Raw genomic sequence first — 26,858 nt, 5'->3', positions numbered from 1 at the left:
TTGTAGGGTGTTATCTGGCCCTACCCCTGGCGTATATTACACATTAGTCAGTGGAACTAATTATAATTGTAGTTATTATGGAACGTTGGCCCAGTGTCAAGCAGGATTATCAGGTTCTAACAGTTATGCAAATATTACCAATCCTCTGCCTGGCACAGTCTGCAGAGCTTGCGCAGGAACGAACGGTGTCTATCAGTTTCCAGGAACTATCGTAACTTACGATAGGTTGAACTGTCCGTTGGATAGCCATATTTATTGGCTCATTTTTCCGTTTTGCGTATTTTCATTTATTTATTATCGTAGGAGATATTTACAAGATTATGTTTAATACTACTAATACCATTCACACCAAGATGCAACTTAGTCGTAGCGTCTCGCTAAGACTTATCTTTGTACCCTTTATTGTAATGTAGGCATCCCAGTTACTTTACCCATCTAGTCGTAGCGTCACGCTAAGACTCATCACTAGTTATTTATAGCTATTGTAATGTAGGTATCCCATTTGTCATACTATTAGTTTATGTAATCCGCCCCAAATTTACGCATTTAGTCCCAAGCGATAAGCTTGCACCAGCTTGAAATCAACTTGCAATTCTCCAAGCCAATTAACATGGCAAGATTTGTAACTTCTGCCTTTTCTAACCAAGGATCTCGCACATGATTTATCAGTGTCATGTTAATCCACAATTTCTCTTGTTCATTTTGTTCATGACATTTGTCAAATGATCATGTCAGCTTTTTCTCTTAATTTTTCGTTTGCTAATAATCTCCTAGTTAGCTTTTTAAATCACAACTCACCTTTTTTCAATATCAGAGGAGGTTTTTGTTAAAAGTACACTTATTACCTTGTAATTATTCCAAACTTGTATTCCTAGAAAGGCTACGAATTTAGGTTTATGCAATTTTTATTTCTGATTTAAATTTTCATATTCGCGGCGTTTTGTAGTTTTTATGCTACTAAATAACCTTATATTTTGTTCCGTTTATGAAAGCTCCATTCCTATTACCCTTTTTATTTTTCTATTTTTTTACAGTTGCAGGTCTAGCAGAAACGAAAGTCGGATGCTTAATTGACGGTGGACCCGGTGTTATATATTTAGATGTATTTTCCGGATCAACAAAATTTTATAGTAATGGTAATTATAGGGTTTACAATAGAAATGGACAAAAAAAATTTAAAGTCTATAATCCACCAGTAAATTGCCTTGAATATTCACCGGGTGAGCTAAGGTTGCATAGCGAGGTAGGATTTGCTACTTCATGTTGGGTAAACGATATTAAAAATCCGGACGATAATGATAGTAATGTGAGTTATGGCTCATGGGTTGAATTTGATGTAAGAACGAATTGCGTAGCTTCAAATTTGCCAATTGACGATTACATTCCATTACTCTTGGCGATTTTTGCAGGCTTGGGGTTTTTATTTATCCGTCGGCAAATTACATTGAGTTATCTCACATAATGATGGATATCTAGAAGCATATTGAATGAAATGAACGTATGTTCACGGATGGGATTGATGTAATTTCGTGTACATCAGCGCTAGCAATATGTTTATCAAGACATGTCTTTATTTCATAATATTCTTATTTATAGCAAATTTGTCCAAAGCCCAAACTGGTTGTCTGGTTTCATCAAATAATACCACCTATACCGTGCAGGACGACCGAGGTATTATAAATGCGGTTTTAGCTCTTGTTTTTGGAGGTAATCCTGTCTATCAGGCCAATCCAAATGAGCCTGGTACAACAGCCTGCATAGCAAATTCTCAAATTAAATGGATTGCGACATCGCAGAACTGCACAGTGTGTCCTTTTGGATACAGTACCAATGTTTTAGGAATTATAACAGGATGTTCAACTGCTACTTATAATGGAAAAATAGCAAATCGAACGGTTGTTAATTGCCCCCTTGATGATTACTCCTGGGCTTTCGGTGCATCTGCAGCCGCGTTAGGTATCTTCGTGATTAGGAAAAGAAAAATATAGTTTTCTATCTAATTTCAGTTTCTTTATTTTCCTATATATTTCCTATCTTCCTGCAATGATTAACACCACTGCTTATGAAGAAGTTAGGTTTAATCATCCCGCTCTTAATAACTATCTCCATCCCAAACAAAATATTTGCTGAATATGGATGTCTCGTACCGGGGTATCCGGAGCTTCTTATTTATCAAACTGCCCCACCTGGAGGTGCTTTTTCTAATGTTCCAAACATACAACCAGATGCAAACTGTCAATGGTTATTAGATGCTTCTCAGCCATCATTAGGTTGTGTTGGTCATGGTAGGGGTGGTATTAAAGGTACATATTATCAGCAGTGCCCAATCGATGATTATATCCCGCTATTATTTATCTTTACGGCTGGCATTGCTTTCTTTCAGATCAGAAAAAGGCAAGCTTCTTTAAAAGATGAAAATCTCCATCATTACCGTAGTTTATAATGCAGAACCATACATTAAAGATTGTATCGAATCCGTAATCAATCAATCTTATAAACCTATTGAGTATATCATTATTGATGGTGGCTCTACGGATCAAACCCTAAACATCATCGAAAAGTACAAGCAGAATGTTACCCATCTGGTTTCCGAAAAAGACCAAGGACTTTATGATGCCATTAATAAGGGAATAAAACTGGCTTCAGGAGAGGTGATTGGACTGCTCAATGCTGATGATATGTTGGTCGGAAGTCATGTGGTCGCAGCGATTGCAAAGGCTTTTGCCGCCCAGCCAGTTACTCAGGCAGTTTACGGAGATTTAAATTATATCACAGCAGATAAAAGAAAAATTGTGAGGCAGTGGCGTTCTCACCAGGCCGATTCTAAGGATATCGAAAAAGGCTGGATGCCCGCTCATCCCACATTGTATCTCAAACGAGAACTATTTAAGCCGTATGGAAATTATGCCCTCGATATGGGAACGGCTGCAGATTATGATTTGATTTTAAGGTTTTTCCATACAGACAAGTTGAAAGCTGTTTATCTTCCACTATTGATGGTAAATATGCGCACAGGTGGCGTAAGCAATAGAAATGCTTCAAGTTTGCTACATGCATTAAAAAATGATTATAAAGCTTTACTGCGAAATAAAATTCCAAATCCAGTTTGGGTTTTGCTAAGGAAAAAGCTTAGTAAGTTGAAGCAGTTTTAATAATTATCATTCTCAATTTTTTTGTAATGCTATTTGATTGTAGTGGCATTAAGATTCCCGCCTTCGCGAGAATGACGACTGCTGATAGGGCTATTCATCTTAACAATGAGGAGAGTAGATTGCCACAGCCGATGAAAAATCGGCTTAGCAATGACGTCATTTTTGAAAAAAAAAGATAGAATGCTTCGGCCGATCTTCTCCACTTCGCAAATTGCTGAGAGCGGTAATCTTAGCCCACCAGTTTTGACTTATGTCAAGTTAATTGGCTAATCACCAATGCAAAATCAACATCATTCCCTATATTTGTTCAAACCGTTCCCGTTTTGTTTACAGATTTAATTGTTGCACATCCTATCGTCTTTTACGGCGCCATTGCCTTATTGGCATTTGCGATGGTATTATTAAGTACTCCATCCATCATTTTCACTTCGTTGAAGTACAAACTGTTCGATACAAATGATTTACACCGAAAAAACCATAATTTAAGTATATCCCGTTTAGGCGGTTTGGCAATTGTGGCCAGTTTTACGATTAGCACCTTACTATTTTCGGCCATAATAAATTTTAAGGAAGCAAACTACTTAATAGTTTCTTGTATTATTTTATCGGCCCTGGGTTTAAAAGATGATGTTTATGGCACTAACACCAGTACGAAATTTATCCTACAGTTGTTGGTAGCTGGCATTTTGGTGTTTTTTGGTAATTTTCGGTTAAGTAGTTTATATGGCGTATTGAATATTTTCAATATGAATATGATGTGGGGAGGCCTGTTTTCCATTGTTTTGATTATATTCCTGAACAATGCTTTTAATCTCATAGATGGAATTGATGGTTTGGCGGGTTCAATCGGGATACTGGCAGGCCTGTCTTTTGGGATTGCCTTCGCTACTGCCAATCAAATACCTTATGCATTTATCTCCTTCGCTCTTACCGGGGCAATAGCTGGGTTTTTGAAGTTCAACTGGTATCCGGCGAAGATTTTTATGGGAGATACAGGGGCGCTGATTATCGGTTTAACTACTGCTGCGCTGGCCATAAAGTTTATAGAAATCAATAAATTTACCGGCGATAATGAACCCACGTTTTATTCTGCACCTGCCATTGCTGTTGCCATATTAATTGTGCCCATTTTCGATTCTTTGAGGGTATTTACCATTAGGATATTAAAAAGAAAATCACCATTCACTGGCGATCGTGATCATATCCATCACCGCTTGCAAAGATTGGGTTTAAAACCAAATCAAATTGTCTGGATCACGACAGTGTTAAATATTTCCATTATTGCGTGTACCATTCTACTTCAACATTTAGGTAATTTCTTGTTGATTGTGCTTTTAATCACTATCTGTGCTATTTATAATGGGGCGATCACTTGGCGGTTATCAAAGGCAATACCTGGAAAGGCGTAATTTTCAGTTACTGGTTTCACATTCAATTTTAATATCAAAATAAAGCGTATTTTTGCGCCTAAAATATTAATGTAATGAGGCTGGCGATTAATGGTTTCGGTAGAATAGGGAGAACATTTTTGCGTTTGGCATTGGCCGAGGGTTTCGATGTGGTGGCAATTAATGATTTGGCTGATGCTAAAACAATGGCACATTTATTTAAATACGATAGTGTGCATGGGGTTCATGCAAGTGAAGTTTTTGCCAAACCAGATGCAATTGTTATCGATAAAAAAATGATCCCTGTTTTCGCAATAAAAGATGCGGACGAATTGCCGTGGTCGGCCTTGAGGGTAGATTTAGTGGTGGATTGTACAGGAAAAAACCTAAGTGTTGAGGCTGCTGAAAAACACCTTAATGCCGGAGCGAATCAGGTGCTTATTTCTGCTCCCGCTGCCGATGAAATACCGATGTTGGTTTTAGGCGTTAACGACGATCAAATAGATTTAAAAAGTCCGATTCTTTCTAATGCAAGTTGTACCACCAACAACATTGCGCCAATGATTAAGATTTTAAACGATAATTGGGGTGTAGAGGAAGGATATATCACTACCATCCATTCGATGACGGGTGATCAAAATCTGCATGATTCCAACCATAAAGATTTACGAAGGGCGAGAGCGGCTTCATCTTCCATCATTCCAACTACAACCGGGGCAGCAAAGGCGATTACCCATATTTTCCCTGAATTGGAAGGGCGTTTAGGAGGTGCAGGGATCAGAGTGCCTGTTTTAAATGGTTCACTTACTGATTTTACTTGTCTCTTAAAAAATAAAACAACCATTGAAGAAATCAACGCGGCTTTTAAACGGGCTTCTGAAAACGAACTTAAAGGAATTTTGGAGTATACGGAAGATCCGATTGTTTCGGTAGATATTATTGATAATCCAAACTCCTGTACTTTTGATTCTTTGCTCACTTCGATAGTGGGCGACATGGTGAAGGTGGTAGGCTGGTACGATAATGAGTACGGCTACAGCAGCAGGTTGATTGATGTGGTGAAGAAGATTAAATCTTTACAAGATTCAGCATAAGTTTTCAAACTCTTAGTCAAACTCCAGCATTTTTTATTATTCCTTTTAAATGCTTATTCTACCAACATCAAGGAATTATGATCAGAAAAAGCCATCAATATTTGAATGGATTAAAAGATTGGGGAATTTGCACAGGAATAAGGCCAGATGATTTTGAAATTCCATTTTACAACCACAGGTTTTGAAAAATGGTTGCCATTCCGTTGATAAAATTATATCTTCGAAATCGTTGTCTTTCTAATCCCGGAAAAGAAAACTTTTTAGTGAAATGGCTGCTCCCACAGATCTTGACTCCCTTATTAAGGATCATATTCATATTTGTAAAGCTTCAGAGGCTTGCTTAAAACTTGAAAATCCTTACAAAGCCCAACGTTGGCCTTTTTTTGCCATCTTGTTCGCTGTTGGCGAAGATATTTCTCATTGTGTTGAAAATGAAAAAATTGCCATCCCAAGAAGTCATTTCCTATTTATTGGCCCTGATCGTTATCATGCTTTTATGGAAAGAGAGAATGAAGATCTATGGATTGTAGTTTTCGATTACGGTTTCTATGCCAGAACACCTGCAGACGCTTATTTCATCCAAAATACACCTTTATTTTTCGATCAAAGTAAGATTTATCTCAGTAGCCCATCCATAGATATTGTAGAATATGTGCGGTTGCAGCTTCTGTATATGCAAGCGCTGCTTGGCCAGTTGAACAACCCTATGGTAATTGATATTCTTCACAACGCGGTTCAAGCGATGTTGCTTCGTTCCACATTTTATCACCAGGGTTTAATCACTTCTGGTATCCAACAAAGCAATCAGGAAGATAAAAAAATCGCAACCCGTTTTCGCGAAATTCTTCATCTCAACTTTCATCAAGCCAAAAAACTCGATTTCTATGCAGATGAGTTAGGGATTAGTCCGCGAAGATTGAACCAGGCGATTATCACTGTTCACGGAAGGTCGGCAAAGCAGCTTACCACAGAAAAGATTTTTGAAGAAGCAAAAAGCTTACTTGGTCATAGTGCACTTACCATTAAAGAAATTAGCTACCGTCTGGGTTTCACCGAAGAAAATAATTTCAGTGCTTTTTTTACGAAACATGCCGGCTACAGTCCGAAAAAGTATCGTAATCTTCAAAATAGCCTGGCAGTTTAGTAACTGCTCACCGCACCAGCGTCACTTAAATCATGCAAATTTAATAGCAGGCTAAGCCACAAATATGATTTTGGTGCTAGCCGCTTGTCTTATTGATTTTTACAAAAATGAATCTATTTTGACTGTCTATAACTACAATATTCATTTTGTTGATAATTGTCAATAATAACTTTTATTGTCTATTATATTGATAAACAGTGTGTTGATACAAAACTTTAGCTGTCTTATATCCTGTCTGTTTTTTAATACTTTATTTGTCTTTTTTAATATTTTTTTGGAATAAAATTCAAAATACCTTTGCACTCCGTTCAGAACAGAAAGTAACTAAAAATTTACAAAGAAAATCAGGTGATTTTTGAGTTGAGGGGAACACAAAAATAAAATAAAAAACAAAAAAAGCAACATAAAAGACATGAAATTAATCATCGCAACCATCGCAACCATCCTAGTATTCACTTTCCAACAAAACGCATCGGCTCAAGCTGACAATGCAACATTAAACATTCGTTTGTATCCAATACAAACCATCACGGTAAACCCTGCGCAAAAACTTGTTAACCTGGATTATAAAACAACTGCTGATTACACTAATGGTGTAAGTTCAACACAAAACGATCACCTTACCGTATATTCAACAGGTGCATTCGTAGTAAAAGTAAAATCAGCAGCTGCAACATTGCAAGGAAGTAAAGCATCGATTGATGCAAGTGATGTAACCATTACGCCAATAGCAGGTACTACTAATCAGCTTACAAACGCAGTTTACAATGCTCGTAGCTTAAGCAATAACGATCAGCCGATCATCACCAGTACTACCGGAAGTGTAAACAAAAATTTCAACATCACTTACAAAGCTGCAGGTGCTGAGAAATTTGTAGATAAATATTTCAAAACTGAAAACCCTACAGTTTACAGCACAGTAGTTACTTACACAATTGAGGCAAACTAAAAAAATATCATTCAAGGAAGGCAACGGTGGAACAATCCATTGTTGCCTTTTTTGTATATTTGCAATCCAGTCCCTGCCTTCATGAAAAGACAATTTACTCTACTTACCTTTACGTTATTGCTTTTTACTATTAAAGCATTAGCACAAACAGGTCTTTCAGTAACTCCTCCTAGGGTTTACTTTACTGTTGATAAGGGGCAATCTCAAAAGCAAATTGTGACGGTGAGTAACGTGAGCAAAACCAGTTCACTGGATTTAAGCGTTTCTTTAAGCGATTGGGCATACGATATAAAAGGTAACAACAATATTTTCGAAGCAGGCTCTACAGCTGGGTCTTGTGCGAACTGGGTATCGGTACTGCCATCGTCTTTTTTCTCATTGGGGCCTGGCGAGCAGAAAGATATCGAATTGCAGGTAAGTCCTCCGGCAAATCTTACGGATACACTCCCCGTGCATACTGCAATGCTTTATGTTACGCAACTCAACCCTTTTGATGATGTGAGCGAGAAGGGCGCAAATATTAAGGTCGCCATTAGAACAGGCATCAAATTGTATCAACGGTTTCCAACTACCAGGCGCCCCGATTTGGATATTGTGGGTTTCGCCATCAACAAGAGATTGCTCACTTTAAAATTCGTTAACATAGGAAACGTTTGGGCTGATGGCACAGCAACATGCGAACTGCTCGAACGTAAATCGGGTAAGAAAACCATGCTAAAAGATGTTATATTCTACTCTGTTCCTGGTAATAACCGGGAAATATTTTTCGAGCTTCCCGCCGATTTGACAAAAGGAGAATATGTAGCATCTTCCATCCTCAACTATGGAGAAGATTCGACCGTAAAACTAGCAGAACTGGAGTTTAATCATGAATAAACGTTTCTTCTTTTGCTGCCTGTTTTTTACAGTGCTTTTCTCCATGTGCAGGGTTGATAGTTTTGCACAGGCCAGAATCGGCGCCAGCAATCAAAATTATATTTCAGTAGCCACTTCTAAAGATCAAACCTTTGGTAATGCCTATCAGGTTCAGCTTGATGTACTAGGAATTTTAAGAAACTACCCGAACTGGAGTTTGGGAATGATTCTCTTGCAACCTATTACAAACAGTGAGGGTAAAACGTTTCCGTTTAATAAGCTTAAGCTCAAGTTAAGTGCAGTCAACGGTACAACTTTTCAGCAAATAGGCAGCGGAACTACACCAATTCCCTTATCTACTCCAGGCACACAATCATTACTCATCAATTCGTCTAAATATGCTTTAAGTACCGAGTGGTATGAGTTTTATAAAAGCATCGTTTTTACGGTTGATTTGGTTTTAGAAGGTGGAACTTATATGGATGCGCTAAAATCATGGCAGGCTTATTCACTCAATATCGCATTTGTACTCTTAGATAGAAATGGAAATGAGCTTGGGCGTTCCAGTGCGGTAAACGGAATGCAAATCCGCCCGGATGGCAGTTACCAATCTCCGGCAAGCTATGGAATTCAGGTGCAAGACAATGCAAGATCAGCTTTGCTCGAACTTAAAACCATGAATGATTATGCCAATGGTGCATCAGTAAGCTATGCCAATGGATTAAGCGTAACAGCAGCCACGCCTTATGCCATTCAGGTAAGGATGGGCAGTGCGAATTTTAGTTCAGGCAAAAATTCGCTTCCTGTTTCTGTTGCTAACTTGAACTTAATTCCTGCAGCGGGCGGGGCTGGAGGCAGCATCACCCTTTCGGAAACTGCTCAAACCATTTTAAATGGAGGTGCAATGACGTCTTCATCACAGCTGTATCGCTATAATGTTCGTTATTTTACCAAGGCTGATGATGCCAGACTGAATAATGCTGTACCTGATTCTTACAGCGGCTTAGTGATTTACGAGATTATTCCACAGTAAACACCTCATGCTTCGATCAGTTACTAAATCTTTTCTGGTATTTTTTATTTTGACGATATTTTTGTCGACCGCCTCACATGCGCAGCAAAAAGCATTGGTCAGTATTTCTGCGGATACTCTTGTAGAACTGGGAAATGAAAAACTGTTATCACTGAGTGTAAAAGTATCCAATTCTTCTGCTTCAACTTTTGAGGGATTTATTTCGCCAGTTTTGCCGCAAGGCTATAAAAAAGTTGGCGAGCCGTTGCTTAAAGTTAAAATTCCAGCTGGTGGGCATAGCTATTTTCCGGTTAAATTTCTGGTTCTGAATTCGGCCAATGCTGGCGATGCGAAAATCGTTTTCAATTTAACTGATCTTGAAGCCAGATTGCTCTCTTCTTCATCGGCAACGGTTAATCTTCCACTTGTTAGGGCTACGGCTTTGGTGGTAAGTACCCCAAGTATTTTATTAAAAAGCGTAGGCGATTCTATTATATTAAAGGTAATGGTGCGCAATGCAGGTAATCAGGTGGAAGATCTTAAACTGGTAGCGGCTTTTCCTGGCGGCGAGGGGGAAAGCAAACAAATTATCGAGCAGAATCTGTTGCTTATTCCTGGGAGCGAAAAGGAAATTCAGTTTTCGAAAGTCATTACCAAACAAATTTATCAACTCAGTAGCTTTTATATTAATGTAGCGGGCCTCTACAAAAACGGAAATCTTTTCGGTAATGGTGTTGCATTTGTGCAAAATGCGGCCGGCGAGAGGCAGTTTGTTTCCAGCGGTCAGGATCGCACACTCAACCTGCTTGGTGGTACAAACCAAATTTCACTAATCGGGCAAAACTTATTTTCCGATTCTCAATCCTGGCAGCTTACCGGAGGCGGTGCCACTCAGGTTGGAAACGGGCTGCTCGCTTTCAATATTGATGCTTATCAATGGCAAAATCTATCTAATCAGCCCTTAATTACCAACACCTGGTTGAATTATGAAACTAAGAATTATGGTGCAACTGTTGGAAATATTACTGAAAATTTAGAAAGTTTTATTAATGGCAGGGGAATAAAAGTGTATACCAAAAAAGAAGAAAGTAAAGAGGGTTTGGAATTTGGTGCGGTAGAGAAATCATTTAATTTGTTGGGATCAAATTTTGACTACGGTTATGCGGCTTACGCCAAGGTAAATGCTGGAAATGGTGGTGCTGGTTCGGTAGCAAGCAGCATGATTTTCGATTATTCACCACTGGATGAAACACGATCGGTATTAACTTCCAATACGGTTACTTTGTTCAATCGTCAGAAATTTTCTTTAAACGCAACGGCTGGCGGTGGTTTGTCGCAAAATCTTAATGATGTAAGCGACATTAAGCCATCATTATCAATGGGTGCAAATATGAATGGTGCGATAGGGAAGTTTAGTTTTACCAGTAATAACTTTTATTCAAGCGCTTACTATCCCGGAATTCGGCGGGGGGTAATGCAGTTTAATGAACGGATAGCCAGGTATTTCGGGAAGCAATATCTTTGGGTGGGTTTCAATTATTATAGTTTTGATCCTCAATATCAACGTGGTTTTAGCTTCTTCCAAAGGGATTATGCTTTGCAGCGACTAGAATTGGGATGGGCCCGACCGATTGGGCAGCTAGCAAATTTCACGCTAACGCTTTCCAATGATCAGGAAAAAGCCTCGTACAATTTTTTAGGCTATGCAAAAGGAAGTCTCAATGCTATCCGCTTAAATGAATCGATAAACTGGCACAGCAGAAATTTCAAGCAAAACATATTTTTGTCTTTAGAAAACGGCTTTGCCAATTATTCTTCCAAAAACAATTTTCAGCTCAGGATGAATGCCAATTGGTCCCATCCGTGGTTCAATCTTAACGTGTTCTATCAACGTGGAAGTTTTTTAATTGCAGAAACATTTCAGGGAGATCCCGCCGAAGATATTTCACGCTTCAGTGTTAGTCCTTCTTTCCGCCATACCTTTTTAAAAGGCAAGCTCAAGCTAGAGGCTGGTATAATATTCTACAGGGATGGTTTTTTTGGAAATAACACCACCTATACCGCAAGAAGTGAATTTCAAATTAGTCAGAAAAGCTCGTTTTATATTGGTAGCTATCAGTATCAATACAGCAACATGCTCACCAGGTCTACTTTCAGAAGTTTACAGGCGGGCATAACGCAAAAACTTCCAACGCCAAAGCAACACATCACGGGTAAAAAAGGCGATATGGAAGTATTATTTTTCATTGATGAGAATCAAAATGAAATTTTTGATGCCGGGGAAATTCCTGCAAAAAATGTAAACGTACTCATCAATAGAACTTTATTTGTCGTTCCTGTAGATGGGAAAATAAAATACAATAAAGTACCCTATGGTAGCTATGTCATTAATATGCCTTTGCAAAACGGTTATCAGATCGACCCGCAGACGGTTACTGTCTATCAGAAAAAAACTATACTTGCCATACCGCTTCAGCGAAATGGAAATGTTGCCGGAATGGTAAACGTTTTATATGAAGAGAACAAAAGTGTAGAAACCGTAATTTCTCTTGCTGAAATAAATGTTTCTTTTGTTAATGATAAAGGAATTATTCGTTCGGTTAAAACTGGAGAAAAGGGCGATTATTCGATAAACCTTCCACTAGGTAATTACAAAGTTTATCCCGAAAGCAAAAACCTCCCGCTAAATACTGCTTATGTTTTGCCGCCTAAATCGATCACGGTTTCTAGTGGGCAAACCACCAAAGTAGAAACTATAACTTTAAAAGTGAAGGAAAGAAAGGTGGAGATAAAAAGGTTTAAAAACTAAAAAATCATATATCAGTTGAGGAATTGTTTTTTAGGGAATTCAACGTTTGATATATGATTTCAGATATTTTTGAACATGAATCTTCGCTCATAAGAACCAGGTACAAAGATGTAACAGTTGGAGCAATAAAAAGTTTTTTTTACATCAACCTGCTGGTTTTTTACATGAAACCAAATCGAGGTTTAGGCTAACCAATTAAACGGCAAATGAATTTTGAAATAAATCCTAATAATCTCTATAAGCAACAAGAATCAAAATATTTTTTCGAAAGATTGAATTTCAGGTTTTAATGCCAAGATTTATTGGTCTGAGTTGTCGCAGGTGTCTTAATTTTTACGTTAATTTTTAATGTGCTTTCAAATGCTTTATTAACTTTGCAAACGTTTGCGAAGCCGATTAAATATCATTTTACACTCGGAATCTGCTGCTTGCTACTCATAAGCTATGGTTAAATTTATTCTTCCGGAAGAGGTGCTGCCCTTGAGAAGTTTGGTTCTAAGAAATGGAAAACCCTTAGCTGAATGTGAATTCGAGGGCGACAGAAACTACGATACCTTTCATCTCGGTTATGTAGAAAATGATGAAATCAGATCGATTGCCAGCCTAATGCGAAACGATTACTTCCCTGAAGAAGGAGAGGGTTATCAGCTCAGGGGAATGGCTACTCACCCCGATTTTGGCGGGAGAGGCTATGGCGCTGCATTAATTAATTTTTCTGTAGAATACCTGAAAGAATATCAAACCGATTATTTATGGTGCAATGCCCGAAGCAGTGCTGCAACATTTTATAAGAAATTGGGTTTTATAAACGAGTCGCCAGAATTTGATATACCCGGAATTGGCTTCCATTATGAAATGAGACTAAAACTAAAATAAAATATAAACATGAAAACGATTGACCAATTAGACTTCAAAGATAAAAAAGCACTCATCAGAGTAGATTTTAATGTTCCCTTAGATGATGATTTTAAAATTACCGATGATAAAAGGATGCGTGCTGCTTTGCCTACCATTACTAAAATATTAAACGATGGCGGATCGGTGGTTTTAATGTCGCACTTAGGCAGGCCAAAAGATGGTCCAACTGATAAATATTCTTTAAAACATATTCTTGGCGATTTGTCTCGCATGCTCGACCTTGAGGTTAAATTCGCTGATGACTGCATTGGAGAAAGTGCCGTTGATCAAGCGAAAAATCTTTTCCCAGGCGAGGTTTTATTGTTAGAAAATTTACGTTTCTACAAAGAAGAAGAAAAAGGTGATGTCGCTTTCGCAGAAAAGCTTTCGAAATTGGGTAACGTATATGTAAATGATGCATTCGGGACTGCGCACAGAGCACATGCGTCTACGTCAATCATTGCACAATTTTTTCCTGATGCAAAATACTTTGGTTATTTAATGGCCTCTGAAGTAGAAAATGCTGAGAAAATTTTAAATCATGCTGAACGTCCGTTCACTGCAATTATGGGTGGTGCAAAGGTTTCAGATAAAATTTTATTGATTGAAAAGTTATTGGATAAAGTTGATAACATCATTATTGGTGGTGGGATGGCTTACACTTTTGCTAAAGCGCAAGGTGGCGAGATAGGTACATCATTGTTAGAAGCTGATAAGCAAGAACTTTCTTTGGAGCTTGTAGAAAAAGCTAAAGCGAAAGGGGTTAATTTAATTCTTCCTGTTGATACCGTAATCGCTGATAAATTTGCCAACGATGCTGATAAGAAAGATGTAGATTCTGGCCAAATTCCAGCTGATTGGATGGGATTAGATATTGGTCCAAAATCTGTCGCCTTGTTTCAGGATGTGATCAAAAACTCTAAAACATTATTATGGAATGGCCCAATGGGTGTTTTCGAAATGGAAAACTTCCAGGTAGGTACAAAAGCGGTTGCTGATGCGGTTGTGGCGGCAACAAAAAACAACGGTGCTTTCTCATTAATTGGTGGTGGCGATTCTGCTGCGGCAATTGCTAAATTCGGTTTGGAAGACGAAGTGAGTTATGTGTCAACTGGTGGTGGTGCATTGTTAGAGTATATGGAAGGTAAAGAGTTGCCAGGTGTTAAGGCGATAAATGAATAGATAGTAAATATTACCTTTTGTGAAAGGCTCCCTCGATTCTCTCGAAGGAGCCTTTTTTGTATTCGCTCATTGGAAAGCTGTTTTTGCTAATCCAACCGCCAGCTCTACTCAGTATCAATATTTATATCGCCAGGTGTGCATAGTTTAGTTCTTGAAATTAATGTAATCGAAACACAAATTCAATAAACTAAACTGTTTGACATGAAAACGAAATTAAATTTTAAACTATTAGCCCTACTGATGGTAGTGGCATTTTGCACATTTCTAGGTTGCAAAAAAGAAATTGCCCAACAAGGATTAAAAGGTGAGCCTGGCATAGCAGGGCCTGCAGGCAGTACGGTATTAAGTGGAAATGGTGGTCCAGATGCCACATTAGGTAAACTAGGCGATTTTTATCTAGATCTGGCCGCAGGTAACTTTTATGGGCCAAAAAAAGCTGAGGGATGGGGAACCCCGTTTTCGATGAAAGGGGCAGCGGGGCTAACTGGGGCAACTGGAGCAACAGGAGCCACTGGCGCAAACGGTACTAACGGTACGAACGGCACCAATGGAGCCAACGGTGCGCCAGGAAGTAAAATCTTAAATGGAACAGTTACGCCAGCTGCCGATTTGGGTGCGGTGGGCGACTATTACCTGGATAAGGCAAGTTATAATTTATACGGGCCGAAAACAGAAACAGGCTGGGGTGTTGCGCTTTCACTAAAAGGAACCGCTAATGTAATTTACTCAGGCTGGAACTATGCCAAAAACTTTAGAGATACTACAATTGATGCTTCATTGCTTCGAATAGGCGATCTTATGGCGCCGGCATTAACCACATCAATTTTGAACACTGGTTCAATACAGGTTTATTTCGATTTCGGTGGAGGTGTTTATCCCTTACCATATACATCTTATGCAGGCTCAAAACTCAGTACTATCAATTATATGCCAAGATTGGGTAGGTTTACCTTTAGCCGTTTTACTACAGATAATAGCAGATCAATACCTCTTTCTTCAACGCTTCAATATCGTTATGTTATTATTCCTGGCGGTACCGCAACAGCAGTTGCCAAAGAAAATAAACTTGATATGAAAAACTATCAGGCCGTAGCCAAATTTTACGGTATCGGCAACTAGATAACAAAAAAAGGTTCGCTCTCATTTTCGCCCTGATTACATCCGTAGTCAGGGCTTTTTATTTTGTGAGGGATAAAAATGATTAGCCAATGTTTAGTCAAGCTGGTTTAGTCATTAGAAAATCGTAAGGGGATTACAGGCCCCATTTGTTTAATGCTTCTGTGCTTTTTTTGTAGCTTTAACCCCGCACAAAGATGTTTGATGAGTTATTCTTCCCACTGAAATCATAATTTGGAAATTTCTCCCACTTTAGCGGTGGTAGCTTGGAATTGCTTAGTTATCAGTGTTTAAGGTTTTTTATTTAATAGACTGAAGTTTGATTTAGTCTCATTTATCGGGTTAAATGTAACAAAAAGGATGTGGAAAACTTTTTTGTGGTAAAAAGTGGTAAAAAGTGGTAGAACTCTTTACTTTTACACTAGATAAAAAGTGTAGATACCACTATGACCCAACTTTTAGGAGAATTTGATTGTAAACTTGACGCAAAGGGACGCCTTATGGTACCTGCTGCGCTTAAGAAACAATTGCCTAATTCGGAGAGTGAGGGTCTAATCATCAACCGTGGTTTTGAAAAAAATCTCGTTATCTATCCAAAAGCTGTTTGGGATGCTGTTGTCGCTGATCTTGCCAAGCTAAATATTTACGACGAAGAGAACAGGAGATTTGTAAGGGCCTTTACCCGTGGCGCAACAGAGCTTTCGCTTGATGCTGCCGGACGTGTTTTGTTGCCGAAATCTTTGGTGGAATATGCTGGTATTGGTAGCGATTTAGTTTTAGCATGTCAATTGGATCGAATTGAAGTTTGGGATAAAAAATCTTACGAAGATATTTTTGACGACGTGCCGGCCAACTTTGCAAGTTTAGCTCAAAAAGTAATGGGCGATAAGAAAGGAGGGGCTGATGGCGAATAATTACCATGTTCCTGTAATGCTTCAGCCTTGCATCGATGGATTAAATATTAAGCCAGATGGTGTTTACGTGGATGTTACTTTCGGTGGCGGCGGCCATTCGAAGGAAATTTTAAAACATCTTGGTCCGAAAGGTATTTTAATCGCTTTTGATCAGGATCCGGATGCGCAGGCAAACATCCCGGCTGATGATCGCTTCATTTTCATTGACCAGAACTTCGGTTTCCTCAGAAATAATCTTCGTTTAAAGGGTTTCCGTCAGGTAGATGGTATTCTTGCTGATCTTGGAGTTTCTTCGCATCAGTTTGATGTTCCGGAACGTGGGTTTTCCATCCGTTCGAACGCCGATTTGGATATGCGTATGGATCAACACCGCGATCTTACGGCTGTTCAGGTGTTAAACACTTATTCTGAAGATAAGCTTCATAAAATATTTGGGATCTACGGGGAGGTAAAAAATGCCAAATCATTGGCTCGAGCTATTGTTACAGCCCGTCTTGAAAAGCCTTTTACCGATAACGACAGTTTAAAATCAGCCATTTCAGAATATATCCCGAAAGGAAAAGAAAATAAATATTTAGCACAGGTTTTTCAGGCTTTACGGATAGAAGTAAATGCTGAAATACAGGTTTTGGAAGATTTTCTTCTGCAAGCTTCTGAGGTGTTGAAGCCGGGAGGTCACCTGGTTGTGATGTCTTATCATTCTTTGGAAGATAGGCCTGTGAAAAACTTCATGGCTAAAGGGAAATTTCAAGGCGAGGTAGAAAAAGATTTTTTTGGTAATCAACAAAAGCCATTCAATGTAATTACCCGTAAGGCAATTGTGGCAACTGAAGAAGAGATTGCGCAAAATAACAGGGCTCGAAGTGCAAAACTTAGAATAGCTGAAAAAATATGAACAGGTTCAGAGAGGAGATAGAGGAAGAGGAAATCGGGCCTGAGCCAGAGTTAAAAGCGGCGCCTAAAAGACCGAAAACCGCAGAAGAGAAAATGGATAGTAATTCATTTATCAGTAAGCTTTTTAATGATGGACTGGTATCAAAAGAGGCGGCCACTGATGCTTTGCCTTATTTGTGTTTTCTGGCATTTTTAGGAATGATATACATTGCTAACAGCCATTTTGCGGTAAACAATGTGCGTAGCATTGATAAATTAAATAAAGAAGTAAAAGAATTAAGATGGGAGTATAAATCTTTGAAAGCAGAGCTGATGTTTAAAAGCAAACTAACAGAAGTAGCGAAGAAGGTAGATACCCTTGGTATAAAAGAACTAATTGAACCACCAAAAAAAATAATTGTTAAAAGCGATGAATATTAGAGCAAACATCTTGCTTCGTGTATATCTGGCATTTGGCTTAATTGTGCTTTTTGCTTTTGCAGTATTTCTGCGTCTGGGTCAGGTGCAGTTTGTGCAAGGTAAAAAATGGAAGGCCATGGCCGATAGTCTTTCTACCCGTTATGTAAACGTGGAGGCTACTCGTGGCAATATTTATTCAAACGATGGTAGTTTGTTGGCAACGTCTGTACCCGAATATGAACTGCGTATGGATATGTTCGCAGGTGGAATTGCTGACGATAAAGTTTTTAATGAGAAAGTTGATTCATTGGGGATGAAACTGGCGCAAATTTTTCAGGACAAATCTGCAAAAGATTACGCCCGTTATTTGCGAAAAGGTCGCCAGGATAGTGCTCGTTATCTGCTGATTCACCGCAAAGTAGGTTATTCAGATTTAAAAACCATCAGAACTTTTCCCTTGTACAATATCGGGAAATTTAGCGGAGGTTTAATTGCGGTTCAGCAAAATAAAAGAATTCTGCCTTTTCAGGCTTTGGCTGCCCGTACCATTGGTTATAAAAATGAGAATGTTGCTAATGGGGTGGGATTAGAAGGTGCTTACAAAGAATATATCAACGGGGAAACTGGTAAAAGATTAATGCAGCGTATTGCCGGCGGAGTTTACATTCCGGTAAACGAGGAGGCGGAGGTTGCGCCCAAAGATGGAGCAGATATCATTTCTACCATCGATGTGAATATGCAAGATTTGGCTCAAAGTGCTTTAGAGAAACAGTTGATTGCAAGCAAAGCTGATCATGGGGCAGTGATTGTAATGGAGGTTGCAACCGGTGAAATTAGGGCTGTTGCCAATTTTTCAAAAGTTGAAGAGGGCGTTTACAAGGAGAAATTTAACTATGCTATCGCCGGTAATCAGGATCCTGGTTCAACTTTTAAGTTGGCATCATACATGGCGCTTTTGGAAGATGAATTGGTAGATACGAATACCATGGTGGGTACTGGTAATTACAAAATTCCAGGTCACATGATCAAAGATTCTCACGGAAGTATCGGTGTAGTAACCGTAAAAAAAGCTTTTGAACAATCATCTAATGCAGCAATTGCTTATTTAATTAACAGTAAGTATGGTGCAAACCCTAAAAAATTCACCGATCATTTGTACGATTGGCATCTGAATGAAAAACTGGAGTTGCAGATTCCTGGAGAAGCTAGACCAGTTGTAAAAAATCCATCTAATAAAAGCTGGGGAAAAATGACTTTGCCGCAAATGGCTTATGGCTATGAGATGCAGTTAACCCCATTAAAGATGCTTTCATTTTACAATGCGGTAGCCAATAACGGAAAATATGTGGCGCCAATTTTTGTAAAAGAAATCAGAAGATTGGGTAACCCTATCGAACAATTTAAAGCTAGGGTGATCAACAACAAAATTTGTTCTGATGTAACCTTAAGTAAAATACGAAAAATGCTTGAAGGGGTTGTGTTAGAGGGTAGCGGTAAACAAATTGTTTATAATCCTTTGTATCCTATTGCAGGTAAAACTGGTACAGCGCAAGTTGCAGATGCCAACAAAGGTTATAAAGCAAATAAGCAATATCAAGCTTCTTTCGTAGGTTATTTCCCTGCCGATAAACCTAAATATTCTATGATCGTGGTAATCAACGATCCGAAAGGCGCTTATTACGGTGCATTGGTTTCAGGACCAGTTTTTAGAGAGGTTGCCGATCGTATTTACGCTAGCGACATGCAAATGTACAACGATGTACCAACTCGCTTAGTTGGAAATACAGGCAATCCACCAACAAAAGCCGGACAAAGCAAAGCCACGCAAAAAGTATTCAAAGCATTTGGTTTTAAACCACTTTTTGCATCAAAATCTGAATACTATAACATCGTTGATACCAGCGCAGGAGAAGTTTTTCAAGAGAATACGGAACGAAAAGGCGTAATGCCGAATGTTTCGGGCATGGGCTTGAAAGATGCGCTTTATCTTTTAGGAAATGCAGGTTTAAAAACGAAAGTAATTGGATCTGGAAAAGTAATCGCTCAATCCATCGCCGCGGGTACAAAGGTTGGAAAAGGTTTGGGCGTACAAATAGAATTGAATTAAAAACAATGAATGAATGAGGGGTGAGTGAATGACGGAATGTTGCGATCGATGCTAACATTCACTCATTCAAAAATCTCTCATTAAATAAAATAAATGATTGAGAGTATGATTGAAGGCTAGAATGTTGCGATCGCTGTTAACATTCACTCATTCAAAATTCACTCACTCAAAATTAAAAAGTATGCAATTACAGGATTTACTTTACGGCATTACGATTAAAGAATTGGTTGGCAAAACCGATAAGGAAATCAACAGCCTAAATTTTGATTCTCGTAAAGTTGGAAAAGATGATGTTTTCTTTGCTGTAGTTGGAACACTTGCTGATGGTCACCAGTTTATTGAACAAACCATTGCTCAAGGTGCTGCTGTTATTATTTGCGAAAGTTTGCCAGAAGTGCATGACTTTACAGTCACCTATATCAAGGTAGAAAATACTGCTGTTGCCTTAGGTATAATGGCAGGTAATTATTTTGGAAATCCATCGGCCGATTTAAAATTAATTGGCATTACGGGTACCAATGGTAAAACCACCATTGCCACTATTTTATTTAAGCTTTTTAAAGATTTAGGATATAAAACCGGCCTTTTATCAACAGTTGAAAATTATATTAACGATACCGTTGTTGCCGCGACGCATACCACGCCAAATCCAATTGCTTTAAATCAGTTGTTACGTGATATGGTAAATGCTGGTTGCGATTATTGCTTTATGGAAGTAAGCTCGCATGCGGTATCGCAACATCGTATTGAGGGATTAACGTTTTCAGGTGGTGTTTTTTCAAATATTACTCACGATCACTTAGATTTTCATAAAACCTTCGACAGTTATTTAAAAGCCAAGAAGGCATTTTTTGATGTTTTACCGAAATCGGCTTTTGCGTTAACCAACATTGATGATAAAAATGGAATGGTAATGTTGCAAAACACAAAGGCACACAAAAAAACATATGCGCTGAAGCAACTTGCTGATTTCAAAGCAAAAATCATCGAAAATCAATTCAGCGGACTTCATTTAGATATCGATAATGAGGAGGTGTTTTTTAAGTTAGTTGGTACTTTCAATGCTTATAATCTACTTGCGGTTTATGGAACAGCCATTCTTTTGGAGCAAGATAAATTGAAAGTTTTGACTTTGCTAAGTCGCTTAACAGGTGCTGAAGGCCGTTTTGATTACATTACTTCCCCAAATAAAATCATCGGCATTGTAGATTATGCACATACACCAGATGCTGTTCAAAATGTGTTAAGCACCATTGCTAATATTCGTAAAGGGACGGAGCAGGTTATTACTGTAATTGGCTGCGGTGGCGACCGGGATAAAACCAAGCGCCCGATTATGGCCCAAGTGGCTTGCGATTGGAGTGATAAGGTGATTCTAACGTCCGACAATCCAAGAACAGAAGATGCGCAAGCAATCATCAACGATATGGAAGCGGGTGTTTCACCAACTAACAAGCGTAAAACGTTATCCATTTTAGATAGAAAAGAAGCGATAAAAACTGCTTGCCACCTAGCGCAGATCGGAGATATTATTCTAGTAGCCGGTAAAGGCCATGAAAAATACCAGGAAATTAATGGTGTAAGGAACCATTTTGATGATAAAGAGATTTTACTTGAACAACTTAACCCGAACAGCTAATGTTATATTTATTATTCGAATACCTGCATAAGCATTACGACATTCCTGGATTAAGGTTGTTTCAATATATCACGTTCCGTGCCTCCATTTCTATCATTTTATCGTTGATCATTACCACCGTGTATGGTCGTAGGTTGATTGATTTTTTACATAAGAAACAAGTAGGTGAAACAGTTAGAAATTTAGGTTTAGAAGGGCAAATGCAAAAACAAGGTACGCCTACAATGGGTGGTATTATCATTTTGCTGGGTATTTTAATTCCAACCTTGTTATTCGCCAACATCACAAATGTATATGTGATTTTAATGATTATCACCACAGTTTGGATGGGCGCTGTAGGTTTCCTGGACGACTATATCAAAGTTTTCAAAAAGAATAAAGAAGGTCTAGCTGGTCGTTTTAAGGTAGTTGGACAAGTAGGTTTAGGTTTAATTGTGGGTTGTACCATGTATTTCCATCCCAATATCGTAGTGAGAGAAACCGTTCAGGATGATGTTAAACCAACTTCTACTGTGCCAATGGTCCTTCGCCAGAAGGGCGAAACTTTCTACTATACGCAAGATGTAAAATCGACCAAAACGAACATGCCTTTTTACAAGAATAATGAGTTCGATTACGCGAAGGTATTTAAGTTTTTAGGAGGCGATTATCAGAAATATGCTTTCCTGGTATTCATCATTTTTACTGTTTTCATTATCACTGCGGTAAGTAACGGCGCTAACATCACGGATGGTATCGACGGTTTGGCTACCGGTACATCTGCAGTAATCGGGATTACTTTGGGTATTTTAGCTTATGTATCAGGTAATACCGTAATGGCCGATTATCTGAATATTATGTATATCCCGAACTCTGGAGAACTGCTGATTTTCGCGGGCGCCTTTGTGGGTTCATGTGTGGGTTTCCTTTGGTACAATTCTTATCCCGCTCAGATTTTTATGGGCGATACCGGAAGTTTGGCCATCGGTGGTATCATCGCATCTTTCGCTTTAATGATTCGTAAAGAGTTGATTATTCCAATCCTTTGCGGAATATTTTTAGTGGAGCTGGTTTCGGTAATTATGCAGGTATCTTATTTCAAATACACTAAAAAACGATTCGGAGAAGGGCGAAGAATTTTCCTGATGTCCCCGTTACACCACCACTATCAAAAGAAAGGTTATCACGAAGCGAAAATTGTAACCAGATTCTGGATTATCGGAATTATGCTGGCCATCATCACCATCGTAACATTGAAATTGAGATAAGGTGGAAGTTAAAGGTTGAAAGTTAAAAGTTGAAGGTTAAAAGTCGAAAGTTAAAAGTTAAGCAAAACGCAAACTGAGTAAATAAATAAAAAATAATAACTGTATTAGTCTTTAGCACCTCAATCTAAATACTATATACTAAATACCAACTACTAATTAAATAATGAGCACAAATCAAAATAACACAACAAGCAATCCTCAGTCAGCAATGGCAGGGCAGGCCCGCGTGGTTATTTTGGGTGCTGGAGAAAGTGGTGTAGGTGCTGCTAAGCTTGCTCAATTAAAAGGCTTCGATGTTTTTGTATCTGATTTTGGCGTAATCACTGATAAATATAAATCGGCATTAGAAAAGCTGAACATTCCCTTCGAATCTGAAAAGCATACTGAAGAACTGATTCTGAATGCTACCGAAGTAATTAAAAGTCCTGGTATTCCGGCTACGGCGCCAATTATTAAAAAATTGGTTGCTAAAAATATTTCAGTGATTTCGGAAATTGAATTTGCTGGCCGCTATACGGATGCAAAAATGATCTGCATAACAGGTTCTAACGGTAAATCGACAACCAGTCTGCTTACTTACCATATCCTAAAGAATGCAGGTTTAAATGTGGGTTTGGCAGGCAATATCGGTCATAGTTTTGCCGCTCAGGTAGCCACAGAAAATTTCGACTATTACGTTTTGGAGATCTCCAGCTTTATGCTTGATGATATGTTTCATTTCAAAGCCGATATCGCTGTGCTTTTAAACATCACTCCCGATCACTTAGACAGATACGACTATAAATTGGAGAATTACGCTGCGTCGAAAATGCGTATTATCCAAAATCAAACTGCTAACGATGTCTTCATTTACTGTGAAGATGACGAAGAAAGCAAAAAAGCATTAGCAAACAACCAGCCACTGGCTAAAACATATCCTTTTTCAATTATCAACACATTGGAAAAAGGCGCTTACTTACACGAGCAAATCATACATATCCTCACTGAACCAAATAACCAATTCACCATGTCTATTTCAGATTTAGCCTTACAAGGCAAGCACAACATTTATAACTCTATGGCTTCGGGCATTGTAGCGAAGGTTTTAGAGTTAAGAAATGAGACCATTCGTGAAAGTATGGGCAATTTCAAAAATATTGAGCATAGGCTAGAGCATGTAGCAAAAATTTCGGGAATTGATTTCATCAACGACAGTAAAGCCACAAATGTAAACTCTACCTGGTATGCTTTGGAAAGCATGACAACCGATGTAGTGTTGATTATGGGTGGTGTGGATAAAGGTAACGATTACAACATGCTTAAAGATCTGGTGAAAAGCAAAGTGAAGGCAATTGTATGTTTAGGTAAGGACAACAAGCGTATTCACGATGCTTTCGAGGATGATGTTGAGGTAATTGTAAATACTTTTTCGGCTGATGAAGCAGCACAGATTGCTTTCCATTTGGCTAAACGTGGTGATGCGGTCTTGTTATCGCCAGCTTGTGCCAGTTTCGATTTGTTCAAAAATTATGAAGACCGCGGTAATCAATTTAAAGCGGCAGTAAGAGAATTATAAAAGGAGGCTTAATTATATGTTTCAAGCACTACTTAACAAAACTAAAGGCGATAGATGGATCTGGTTAATCATCATCCTGCTTTCGCTTATTTCTGTAATGGCTGTTTACAGTGCAACAGGGACTTTAGCCTACAAAAAAGGCGAAGCGGTAGAAAAATTGCTTTTAACCAAGCACTTAATTTTCGTTTTAATGGGAATTGGGATGATATACATTGCCCACTTACTTGATTATCGGTATTATGCCGGTATCTCGAAAATTTTGATGATTGTAACCATTCCGCTTTTGGTTTATACCTTAATATTCGGAACAAATTTGAATGATGCTTCGCGTTGGGTTAAAATTCCGGTAATTGGACTTACGTTCCAAACCTCCGATTTAGCAAAACTAGCGTTAATTACGTTTTTGGCCAGAATGTTAACCAAAAAACAAGAAAACATCAAAAACGTTAAAGAGTCGTTTGTACCAATTATGGGCTCTGTTTGTGTGGTTTTCGTTTTAATTGCTTTGGCCAATTTGTCTACAGCTTTAATGTTATTTGGCGTAAGTATTTTGCTCTTAATCATCGGGCGTATTAGTATTAAACAGATTGCAATTGTTTGCGCTGGTGGATTTGTATTGTTATTATTTGTCTTTTTCCTCGGGCCAAGAAGAAAGACCTACATGTCGCGTATTAATACCTATTTGCATCCCGAGATGCAACATTCAGATAAAACTTTTCAGGCAGATCAGGCAAAAATTGCTTTGGCTACTGGAGGGGTTTTTGGTAAAGGGCCAGGTAATAGTACACAACGGAATTTCCTACCACACCCGTATTCCGATTTTATTTTCGCCATTATTATTGAAGAATGGGGAACACTGGGAGGAATTATAATCATGGTACTGTACCTGGTGCTTTTATACCGATGTATAAAAATAGTGACCAAGGCCCCCAAGGCATTCGGGGCGTTATTGGCAGCTGGATTGAGTTTTAGTTTAACCATTCAGGCTTTCGCAAACATGGCAGTTGCAGTGGGCTTAGGTCCGGTAACGGGAGTACCTTTGCCATTGGTGAGCATGGGTGGAACTTCGATGATTTTTACTAGCGTAGCCTTCGGGATTATATTAAGTGTAAGCAGAGACGTAGAAGAAAATGCAGGTGCGATAGCAAAAGAAGATAAAGAGAAAGTAAAGAATAAAGTGATTGTAGGAGAGATACCGGCGTTTGGGTAGCTATTTATCGTCATTGCGAGGAAGCATGACGAAGCAATCTATTAAATAAATATAGCAAATGAGATTGCTTCGTGCCTCGCAAAGACGAGCATAAAGAATGTCAATAATTACATACAAAATGAATAATTCCCCAAAAATTATCATATCAGGTGGTGGCACCGGCGGGCATATTTTTCCCGCCGTAGCCATAGCCAATGCGCTTAAGCGCTTGGTTCCGGCTTGTGAAATTCTGTTTGTGGGTGCAAATGGCCGCATGGAAATGGAAAAAGTTCCAGCTGCCGGATATAAAATAATAGGCTTAAATATCAGTGGGATGCAGCGGGGTTCGATTGTAAAAAATCTTGCCTTGCCGTTTAAAGTTATCGGCAGTGTACGCAGAGCGATGCAGATTATTAATGATTTTAAACCAGATGCCGTAGTGGGTGTCGGGGGTTATGCCTCTGGTCCGTTATTGTATGCAGCATCGTTAAAAGGAATTCCATACCTCATTCAAGAGCAGAATTCTTATGCTGGTGTAACCAATAAGTGGCTGGGTAGAAAGGCTTCGAAAATTTGTGTTGCCTTCGATGAAATGGAACAATTCTTCCCTGCTGATCGGATTTTGAAAACTGGGAATCCGGTTCGCAAAGACGTAGTTGATATCAAGGGAAAACACCACGCAGGTGCTGAACTGTTGAAACTCGATCCATTGAAGAAAACCATAATGGTTACAGGCGGAAGTTTAGGAGCTGGTACACTGAACAAAGCGATTGAAAAACATTTGCCAGAAATCATCGCACAGGATGTACAAGTGGTTTGGCAAACGGGTAAATATTATTACAAGGGAATTATCGAGCGTTTGGGGTTGGAATATCATCCAAATGTGCGTATTCTGGAGTTTTTGAATAAAATGGATTTGGCTTATGCGGCTGCAGATGTGATTATCAGCAGAGCAGGAGCGGGAACGATCGCGGAACTTTGTCTAATCAAAAAACCTGTGATTTTAGTGCCTTCTCCTAACGTAGCGGAAGATCATCAAACCAAAAACGCAATGGCTCTGGTTAAAAATGGTGCCGCACTGCTTATTAACGATCGCTTCGCTGAAGACACATTGGTGAAGCAAGCATTGTCGCTTTTGGATGATAAAGAACAAAGTGAAAAACTGGCTGAAAATATTGGTAAAATGGCTTTGCCAGAAGCAGATGAAGTTATTGCTGGAGAAGTATTGAAATTGATAAAAGCGTAAGACTAAAGCTGAAAGACCAAAGCATAATTGACAATTCGTCATTGTGAGGTACGAAGCAATCTCAAAGCGA

The 26,858-nt window shown here is 38.8% G+C and carries 23 protein-coding genes; all 23 read left to right on the top strand.

What is annotated here, in order from left to right; genetic code table 11:
- Window positions 1–985: 985 nt before the first annotated feature.
- The 23 genes from ACZZZC_RS19520 (at window position 986) to murG (ending at window position 26,788) form a co-directional block, all read left to right on the top strand.
- Window positions 986–1,462 carry a hypothetical protein gene (locus ACZZZC_RS19520; protein ID WP_463487954.1) on the top strand — a complete coding sequence of 159 codons (477 nt, stop codon included), beginning with the start codon at window positions 986–988 and terminating at the stop codon, window positions 1,460–1,462.
- A 139-nt stretch (window positions 1,463–1,601) separates the two neighbouring features.
- A complete protein-coding gene (locus ACZZZC_RS19515; protein ID WP_463483668.1) occupies window positions 1,602–1,988 on the top strand; it encodes a hypothetical protein in 387 nt (128 codons plus the stop codon).
- Window positions 1,989–2,062: 74 nt separating this feature from the next.
- Entirely contained in the window at window positions 2,063–2,443 is a 381-nt protein-coding gene (locus ACZZZC_RS19510; RefSeq protein ID WP_463483667.1) for a hypothetical protein, read from the top strand.
- Window positions 2,412–3,152: a glycosyltransferase family 2 protein gene (locus ACZZZC_RS19505; RefSeq protein WP_463483666.1), complete on the top strand. Its 741-nt coding sequence runs from the start codon at window positions 2,412–2,414 to the stop codon at window positions 3,150–3,152. The genes ACZZZC_RS19510 and ACZZZC_RS19505 overlap by 32 nt, the downstream gene beginning before the upstream one ends.
- Before the next feature lie 323 nt (window positions 3,153–3,475).
- Complete coding sequence (locus tag ACZZZC_RS19500) at window positions 3,476–4,561, top strand: MraY family glycosyltransferase (protein ID WP_463483665.1); 1,086 nt, start codon at window positions 3,476–3,478, stop codon at window positions 4,559–4,561.
- A 74-nt stretch (window positions 4,562–4,635) separates the two neighbouring features.
- Complete coding sequence (gene gap, locus ACZZZC_RS19495) at window positions 4,636–5,634, top strand: type I glyceraldehyde-3-phosphate dehydrogenase (protein WP_463487953.1); 999 nt, start codon at window positions 4,636–4,638, stop codon at window positions 5,632–5,634.
- Between the two features lie 268 nt (window positions 5,635–5,902).
- A complete protein-coding gene (locus ACZZZC_RS19490; RefSeq protein WP_463487952.1) occupies window positions 5,903–6,778 on the top strand; it encodes a helix-turn-helix domain-containing protein in 876 nt (291 codons plus the stop codon).
- A 412-nt stretch (window positions 6,779–7,190) separates the two neighbouring features.
- Window positions 7,191–7,727, top strand: a complete 537-nt coding sequence (locus ACZZZC_RS19485; protein ID WP_463483662.1) for a hypothetical protein — start codon at window positions 7,191–7,193, stop codon at window positions 7,725–7,727.
- Between the two features lie 81 nt (window positions 7,728–7,808).
- On the top strand, window positions 7,809–8,603 hold the full coding sequence (locus tag ACZZZC_RS19480; RefSeq protein ID WP_463487951.1) for a fimbrial biogenesis chaperone: 795 nt from the start codon (window positions 7,809–7,811) through the stop codon (window positions 8,601–8,603).
- On the top strand, window positions 8,596–9,615 hold the full coding sequence (locus tag ACZZZC_RS19475; RefSeq protein ID WP_463487950.1) for a hypothetical protein: 1,020 nt from the start codon (window positions 8,596–8,598) through the stop codon (window positions 9,613–9,615). Before ACZZZC_RS19480 ends, ACZZZC_RS19475 begins: the two co-directional genes overlap by 8 nt.
- Before the next feature lie 7 nt (window positions 9,616–9,622).
- Window positions 9,623–12,403 carry a hypothetical protein gene (locus tag ACZZZC_RS19470; RefSeq protein WP_463487949.1) on the top strand — a complete coding sequence of 927 codons (2,781 nt, stop codon included), beginning with the start codon at window positions 9,623–9,625 and terminating at the stop codon, window positions 12,401–12,403.
- 444 nt (window positions 12,404–12,847) lie between these two features.
- A complete protein-coding gene (locus ACZZZC_RS19465) occupies window positions 12,848–13,279 on the top strand; it encodes a GNAT family N-acetyltransferase (RefSeq protein WP_463487948.1) in 432 nt (143 codons plus the stop codon).
- A gap of 9 nt (window positions 13,280–13,288) precedes the next feature.
- Window positions 13,289–14,482, top strand: a complete 1,194-nt coding sequence (locus tag ACZZZC_RS19460; protein WP_463487947.1) for a phosphoglycerate kinase — start codon at window positions 13,289–13,291, stop codon at window positions 14,480–14,482.
- Window positions 14,483–14,683: 201 nt separating this feature from the next.
- Window positions 14,684–15,601 carry a hypothetical protein gene (locus tag ACZZZC_RS19455; protein ID WP_463487946.1) on the top strand — a complete coding sequence of 306 codons (918 nt, stop codon included), beginning with the start codon at window positions 14,684–14,686 and terminating at the stop codon, window positions 15,599–15,601.
- Between the two features lie 443 nt (window positions 15,602–16,044).
- On the top strand, window positions 16,045–16,512 hold the full coding sequence (gene mraZ / locus ACZZZC_RS19450; protein WP_463483655.1) for a division/cell wall cluster transcriptional repressor MraZ: 468 nt from the start codon (window positions 16,045–16,047) through the stop codon (window positions 16,510–16,512).
- The gene (rsmH, locus tag ACZZZC_RS19445; protein ID WP_463483654.1) at window positions 16,502–17,407 is read left to right on the top strand and encodes a 16S rRNA (cytosine(1402)-N(4))-methyltransferase RsmH; all 906 of its coding nucleotides are present in this window, start codon (window positions 16,502–16,504) and stop codon (window positions 17,405–17,407) included. The genes mraZ and rsmH overlap by 11 nt, the downstream gene beginning before the upstream one ends.
- On the top strand, window positions 17,404–17,826 hold the full coding sequence (locus ACZZZC_RS19440; RefSeq protein WP_463483653.1) for an FtsL-like putative cell division protein: 423 nt from the start codon (window positions 17,404–17,406) through the stop codon (window positions 17,824–17,826). Before rsmH ends, ACZZZC_RS19440 begins: the two co-directional genes overlap by 4 nt.
- Window positions 17,816–19,912: a penicillin-binding protein gene (locus ACZZZC_RS19435; RefSeq protein WP_463483652.1), complete on the top strand. Its 2,097-nt coding sequence runs from the start codon at window positions 17,816–17,818 to the stop codon at window positions 19,910–19,912. Before ACZZZC_RS19440 ends, ACZZZC_RS19435 begins: the two co-directional genes overlap by 11 nt.
- Window positions 19,913–20,093: 181 nt before the next feature.
- Entirely contained in the window at window positions 20,094–21,551 is a 1,458-nt protein-coding gene (locus tag ACZZZC_RS19430) for a UDP-N-acetylmuramoyl-L-alanyl-D-glutamate--2,6-diaminopimelate ligase (protein ID WP_463483651.1), read from the top strand.
- Window positions 21,551–22,798: a phospho-N-acetylmuramoyl-pentapeptide-transferase gene (gene mraY / locus ACZZZC_RS19425; protein ID WP_056851702.1), complete on the top strand. Its 1,248-nt coding sequence runs from the start codon at window positions 21,551–21,553 to the stop codon at window positions 22,796–22,798. The genes ACZZZC_RS19430 and mraY overlap by 1 nt, the downstream gene beginning before the upstream one ends.
- Before the next feature lie 163 nt (window positions 22,799–22,961).
- Window positions 22,962–24,353 (top strand): UDP-N-acetylmuramoyl-L-alanine--D-glutamate ligase, encoded by a 1,392-nt coding sequence (gene murD / locus ACZZZC_RS19420; RefSeq protein ID WP_463483650.1) that lies wholly within the window; start codon window positions 22,962–22,964, stop codon window positions 24,351–24,353.
- 16 nt (window positions 24,354–24,369) lie between these two features.
- A complete protein-coding gene (locus tag ACZZZC_RS19415) occupies window positions 24,370–25,563 on the top strand; it encodes an FtsW/RodA/SpoVE family cell cycle protein (RefSeq protein WP_463483649.1) in 1,194 nt (397 codons plus the stop codon).
- Window positions 25,564–25,681: 118 nt separating this feature from the next.
- The gene (gene murG / locus ACZZZC_RS19410; RefSeq protein ID WP_463487945.1) at window positions 25,682–26,788 is read left to right on the top strand and encodes an undecaprenyldiphospho-muramoylpentapeptide beta-N-acetylglucosaminyltransferase; all 1,107 of its coding nucleotides are present in this window, start codon (window positions 25,682–25,684) and stop codon (window positions 26,786–26,788) included.
- Window positions 26,789–26,858 lie beyond the last annotated feature (70 nt).

The sequence above is a fragment of the Pedobacter sp. AC212 genome (genome assembly GCF_979258625.1).
The sequence above is the reverse complement of the archived record's forward strand: the minus strand, read 5'-3'. Positions and strand labels throughout refer to the sequence as shown.